Below are 4,902 nucleotides of genomic sequence, written 5' to 3' on the forward strand. Positions count from 1 at the left end.
TCGGGCAGGCCGTCGGCGTCGAGACCGAGCAGCCGCACGAACTCGGCGTAGAACTGGGGCTCCAGCGCGCCGACCGCCATCCAGCCGCCGTCCCGTGTCTCGTAGACGGCGTAGTAGGGGCAGCCGCCGTCGAGGAGGTTGCGGCCGCGGCCGTCCTGCCAGGAACCGGAGGCGAGCATGCCCTGGACGATGGCGGTCAGGTGGGCGGTGCCGTCGACGATCGCCGCGTCCACCACCTGTCCCGCGCCGGTGACGCGCGCGGTCAGCAGTGCGGCGAGCACCCCGACGACGAGGTAGAGGGAGCCGCCCGCGTAGTCGCCGAGCAGGTTGGCCGGGATCGCGGGCGGCCCGTCCGGTGCGCCGATCATGCCGAGCGCGCCCGCGGTGGCGATGTAGCCGATGTCGTGTCCCGCCCGGGGTGCGAGCGGTCCGTCCTGGCCCCAGCCGGTCATCCGGCCGTACACGAGGGCCGGGTTGACGGCCCGGCACTCCTGGGGGCCGACCCCCAGCCGCTCCGCGACCCCCGGGCGGTACCCCTCGATCAGGATGTCGGCGCGTGCGGCGAGATCCCGTACGGTCCCCGGCCCGTCGGCCGACTTGAGGTCGACCAGGACGGAGCGCTTGTTGCGGTTGGTGACGTCCCGGGCGGGCTCGACGCCGAGGGCCGTCGCCCCGGGGCGGTCGACGCGCACGACGTCGGCCCCCAGGTCGCCGAGGAGCATGCCGGCGAAGGGCGCGGGGCCTATCCCCGCCAGTTCCACCACCCGTACTCCGGCCAGCGGACCGGCACGGCGGGGTGGCGGGGTCGCCTGACGGTCGGTCACGTCGTCGGGGTGGGCAGCGGTGTCACTCGTCGAGCTCATCGGTCCCTCTCTCACGGCAGGGGCGGGCAGCCATCCTCCGAACGGGGCTCTACTTAGCGCTCGCTAAGAAGGTAGAGGGGGGTGGGAGAGCGGTCAATGCTCGCAACACCACGATTTCACACGGCACTTCGGTTCGTGCTTTCTGAGTATTACGTGGCAAAACACCCTCAAGGGCAGGCCCTCGACGCCCGACTCCCCAGCGGTGACGAAGGGATCCACTGAGCGATGGATAAGCAAGAATCAGGAGTGTGAGGGCGCCCGGCGGACGTAGCATGGCGCTCGCCGGCAATCCATCGGAGGAGCACCGTTGAGCACGCAGTCACGCCAGGAGACCGTTGACGCACCGCACTGGAGCGCATACGGGCCGCTCGACCTGCACCCGATCCTCGTGCACACCATGGAGGCCTTCAACGAGCACGGGTACCACGGCACTTCGGTGCGGGACATCGCCGGACGGGTGGGAGTGACCGTCCCCGCGCTCTACTACCACTACGCGAACAAGCAGGCCCTGCTCGCCACGCTGCTGGAGACGTCGATGAAGGACGTCCTGGACCGCTGCCGGGCCGCCGCGGCCGAGGCGGGCGACGAACCGCTCCCCCGCTTCTGCGCCATGGTCGAGTCGATCGTGCTCTACATGGCCAACCGCAAGGGGCTGGCGTTCCTGGACACCGAGATCCGCAGTCTCGAGCCGGACAACCGGGCCCGGTACGTGGCCCTGCGCGACTATCTCGAGCACATGCTGCTCGACACGGTCGAGGCCGGTATCGCGCGGGGCGTCTTCACCACCCCCATCCCGGCCGACGCGGTCCGCGCCGTGCTCATCATGTGCCAGGGCGTGGCCAACTGGTACCGGGCCGACGGCCCCCTGAGCGCCACGGAGATCGCCGAGCGCCATGTGCTCCTCAGCCTCGGCACGGTCGGCCACCCCGGCACGGTGGACGGCCGGGAAGGAATCTCCTCCCGCCGCCGGGCGGCCCCGCCCGGGCCACGGACGAACCCGAAGAACCGCCACTGAGGAGAACCGGCGCGAGCACACGGAGCACAGGGCACGCGAACGCCGCGTCGCGTGGCGTGGCGTGGCGCGACACGACGCGACGCGACGGACGCCGAAAGCCACTCGGGCCTCTCCTGTGCCCCGGTCGACCCATGCCGGTCGGGCCGGGCCCACGGACCCTGGAACCAGGGGTTCCGGCGGCATCCGTCAGGGCCGGCGGCTCCCGCGCGACCGGTCGGCCGCAGTCCTCGACGCCCCGCCGAAACGGCCGCGACGGCCTTGTGGGTGTCCCGCGCCTGCCGGGGTACCCGGCCGAGGAGCGGCGGATCCGTCTCCCTCGCCGACGGGTGGCGCTGCCGTCGCAGAATCCGAGGAGGAGGACCTATGTCGCATCCCGCACGCCGCAGCAGGGGGCCGCTCTCCGGGTGGGACGCCTTCCGGGAGCTCGAGGACCTCCGCTCCCGGATGGAGTACCTCATGCACTCCACCTTCCCCTTTCCCGGCGACGACTTCTCCGAGGCCGACACGGCCGGTACGTGGACGCCGCCGGCCGACGTCGAGGACACCGGGGACGCCCACGTGGTGGAGCTGGAGCTCGCCGGTGTGGACAAGGAGCAGATCAATGTCGAGGTCAGCGACGGCGAACTCGTCGTCCACGGCGAGATCGAGGAGCGGGAACGCACGGGTGTGGTCCGGCGGCACACCCGTCACGTCGGACGGTTCCGCTACCGCACGACGCTGCCGCCCAACGCCGACACCGAACGCATCAGTGCGGAGCTGACCAACGGAGTCCTCACGGTGCGTGTCCCCAGGACCGGGAAGGGCACGCAGCGCCGCATCGAGATCACCGGCTGATCCGAGGTCGGAGCCGGCCGTCGGTGAGAGGCGGCGGCCCCGCCCCACCGGTCCTTTTCCCCACCCCTGACACTTGAGCGAAGGCGGCGGTCATGCGAGCTCATCTCGGCGATCGGCTCGTCATCGAAAGTCCGGCGACCGGTGCCACCCGGCGCGACGGCGAGATCATCGGACTCCACCACAAGGACGGGACACCCCCGTACGACGTGCGCTGGTCGGACACCCGGGCGGTGACCCTCGTGTTTCCCGGGCCCGACGCGCACCTCCTGCATCCGGGGCACGAGCCCGGGACGGCCCGGGAGCCGTCCCGTCGACCGGGCGCGGCCGGAACGGGCGCCGCTTCCGGTAGGCACCGCTCCGGTGCGCACCACACCAGCGACCTCGGCCGACGGGTGGCCACCGAACGTGAGCGGCAGGGTCTGACCCTGGCCGAGACGGCCCGCCGCGCCAGGATGGCACCGGCGTATCTCGCGTACCTCGAGGAACACCAGGCCGACCCGAGCCTGGCGACGCTCATCAACCTGGCCGGGGCGCTGAACACCACGGTCCAGGCACTGCGCGGCGGCGACACCGAGATGCCGCCGGGCCAGGGCGCGGCGCTCCTGCATCCCCGGCTCCTGGACCTCGACCCCGAGGAATGCCGCACCCTGCTGTCCACCCACGGGGTGGGACGCGTCGCGGTGTCGACCCCGGACGGCCCGGCGGTCGCCCCGGTGAACTACGAGGTCGTCGACGACGTGATCGCCTTCCGGACCGCTCCCGGCTCCCTGCCCGCGGCGGCCGTGGGATCGGACACCGCCTTCGAGGTCGACCGTGTGGACGAGACCATGAGCCAGGGCTGGAGCGTGCTCGCCGTCGGCCCCGCGCGGTTGGTCACGGACGCCGACGCCGTGCGGCGGCTGACCGAACACGCCCGCACCGCGCCGTGGACCGGGGGCGAACGCGAGATGTGGGTGGCGATCCGGCCCACCAGCCTGACGGGGCGCCGCATCAGTCCGGCCGACCGCTGAGCGGCGCCTTCGCACGGGCCTTCGCACGGGCCTTCGCAGGCCGTTACGGACCGTTGCGCGTCACGACGATTCGTTGCGCGGAGGGGTGCTCCGGTGCCGTCCGACCACGGTCACCGGATGCCGCACCACCGCGTCGAAGAGATAGCCCTGTGTGTTGGGTACCGCGACGTCCGGCTGACGGCGGCCGGCCGTGTCGGTGGCGCGGGCCAGGAGCTGGGTGGGACCGGGGGTCCCGGGCGTCCAGGGGACGGACCAGCGGGTCCAGGTGCCGGAACGGCTGTCGTCGTGCAGTCGTGCCTGACGCCAGCTCGCGCCCCCGTCGGTACTGACGTCGACCCGCGCGATGGCCGCGGCACCCGACCAGGAGCGGCCGTGCAGCACCTGCCTCTCTCCTGCCGGGAGCGTGGCACCGCTCGCCAGCTCGAAGGCGCTCTTGAGGGTCTGCCGGGTCAGCGGCGCACTGCCCTCCGGCGGGTGGGCCGGGCCGAACAGCCGGTAGAAGGCGGTGTTCCACGGGGAGAAGAGCGGCTGCGCCGACACCTCGATGTCGCCGACCCATTTGATCGACGCGATCCCCACCCACGAGGGCACCAGCACCCGCACCGGATACCCGTGGTCGTACGGCACCGGCTCGCCGTTCATCTCGTACGCGAGCAGTACGTCGTNNTCCAGGCCGCGCGGCTGGACGTCCACGGCGGAGGAGGACAGCCCCGCTCTGCGCAGTACGTCGGCCAGCCGCACCCCGCGCCAGCGGGCGACGCCGATCGCGCCCAGCCCCCACGCGGTGCCGGAGACGGTTTCGCCCTGTTGGCTCGTGTAGTGGCTGCGGCCGTTTCCGGCGCACTCGACGGACACGGTCCGGGTGACGGCCGGCAGGGCGCGCAGGTCGTCGTACCCGAACTCCACCGGCCTGTCCTCGCCGGGCGCGCCCCTCAGGCCGCTGCCCCACAGCCGCAGCCGCCAGTCCCGTGCGTCCAGGACGGGGGTGGCGGTGTGGTTGCGCACGAAGAACAGCTCGTTGGGGGTGTGGTAGCCGGTCCCGCGCAGCGCTTCCCAGCGGGTCTCGGCATTGGTGCCGCGCTGGACGAACCACTCGGGCGGCAGCGGTTTGACGATCGCGGGGTCGGCGGCGCGGGCCGGGCGCGCGTCGGGAAGCGCGGTCAGGGCGGTGGTGGCGGCG

5 protein-coding genes and 1 pseudogene are annotated in these 4,902 nt (G+C 72.6%); 3 read left to right on the forward strand and 3 right to left on the reverse strand.

Annotation, left to right across the window (positions count from 1 at the left end):
* Positions 1 to 863, reverse strand: an 863-nt coding sequence (locus AOK11_RS37260; RefSeq protein WP_079035325.1) for a CaiB/BaiF CoA transferase family protein, incomplete at its 3' end; no start/stop codon positions are given.
* Positions 864 to 1,170: 307 nt separating this feature from the next.
* Here AOK11_RS37260 and AOK11_RS37265 point away from each other — a divergent pair.
* The 3 genes from AOK11_RS37265 (at position 1,171) to AOK11_RS37275 (ending at position 3,722) form a co-directional block, all read left to right on the forward strand.
* Positions 1,171 to 1,878, forward strand: coding sequence for a TetR/AcrR family transcriptional regulator (locus AOK11_RS37265; RefSeq protein WP_055598051.1), 708 nt, complete (start codon positions 1,171 to 1,173; stop codon positions 1,876 to 1,878).
* A gap of 363 nt (positions 1,879 to 2,241) precedes the next feature.
* Positions 2,242 to 2,712: an Hsp20/alpha crystallin family protein gene (locus AOK11_RS37270; protein WP_055598052.1), complete on the forward strand. Its 471-nt coding sequence runs from the start codon at positions 2,242 to 2,244 to the stop codon at positions 2,710 to 2,712.
* Between the two features lie 92 nt (positions 2,713 to 2,804).
* Positions 2,805 to 3,722 carry a pyridoxamine 5'-phosphate oxidase family protein gene (locus AOK11_RS37275; RefSeq protein WP_055598053.1) on the forward strand — a complete coding sequence of 306 codons (918 nt, stop codon included), beginning with the start codon at positions 2,805 to 2,807 and terminating at the stop codon, positions 3,720 to 3,722.
* 60 nt (positions 3,723 to 3,782) lie between these two features.
* On the opposite strand, the gene AOK11_RS45910 is transcribed toward AOK11_RS37275, so the two are convergent.
* Both AOK11_RS45910 and AOK11_RS45915 read right to left on the reverse strand, forming a co-directional pair.
* A partial coding sequence (locus AOK11_RS45910; protein ID WP_240497635.1) for a molybdopterin-dependent oxidoreductase occupies positions 3,783 to 4,387 on the reverse strand: 605 nt, incomplete at its 5' end.
* A 2-nt stretch (positions 4,388 to 4,389) separates the two neighbouring features.
* Positions 4,390 to 4,902: pseudogene (locus tag AOK11_RS45915) on the reverse strand (molybdopterin-dependent oxidoreductase); the annotation flags it as partial.

The organism is Streptomyces hirsutus (assembly GCF_001418415.1).
In the GTDB taxonomy this organism is placed as follows: Bacteria; Actinomycetota; Actinomycetes; order Streptomycetales; family Streptomycetaceae; genus Streptomyces; species Streptomyces hirsutus.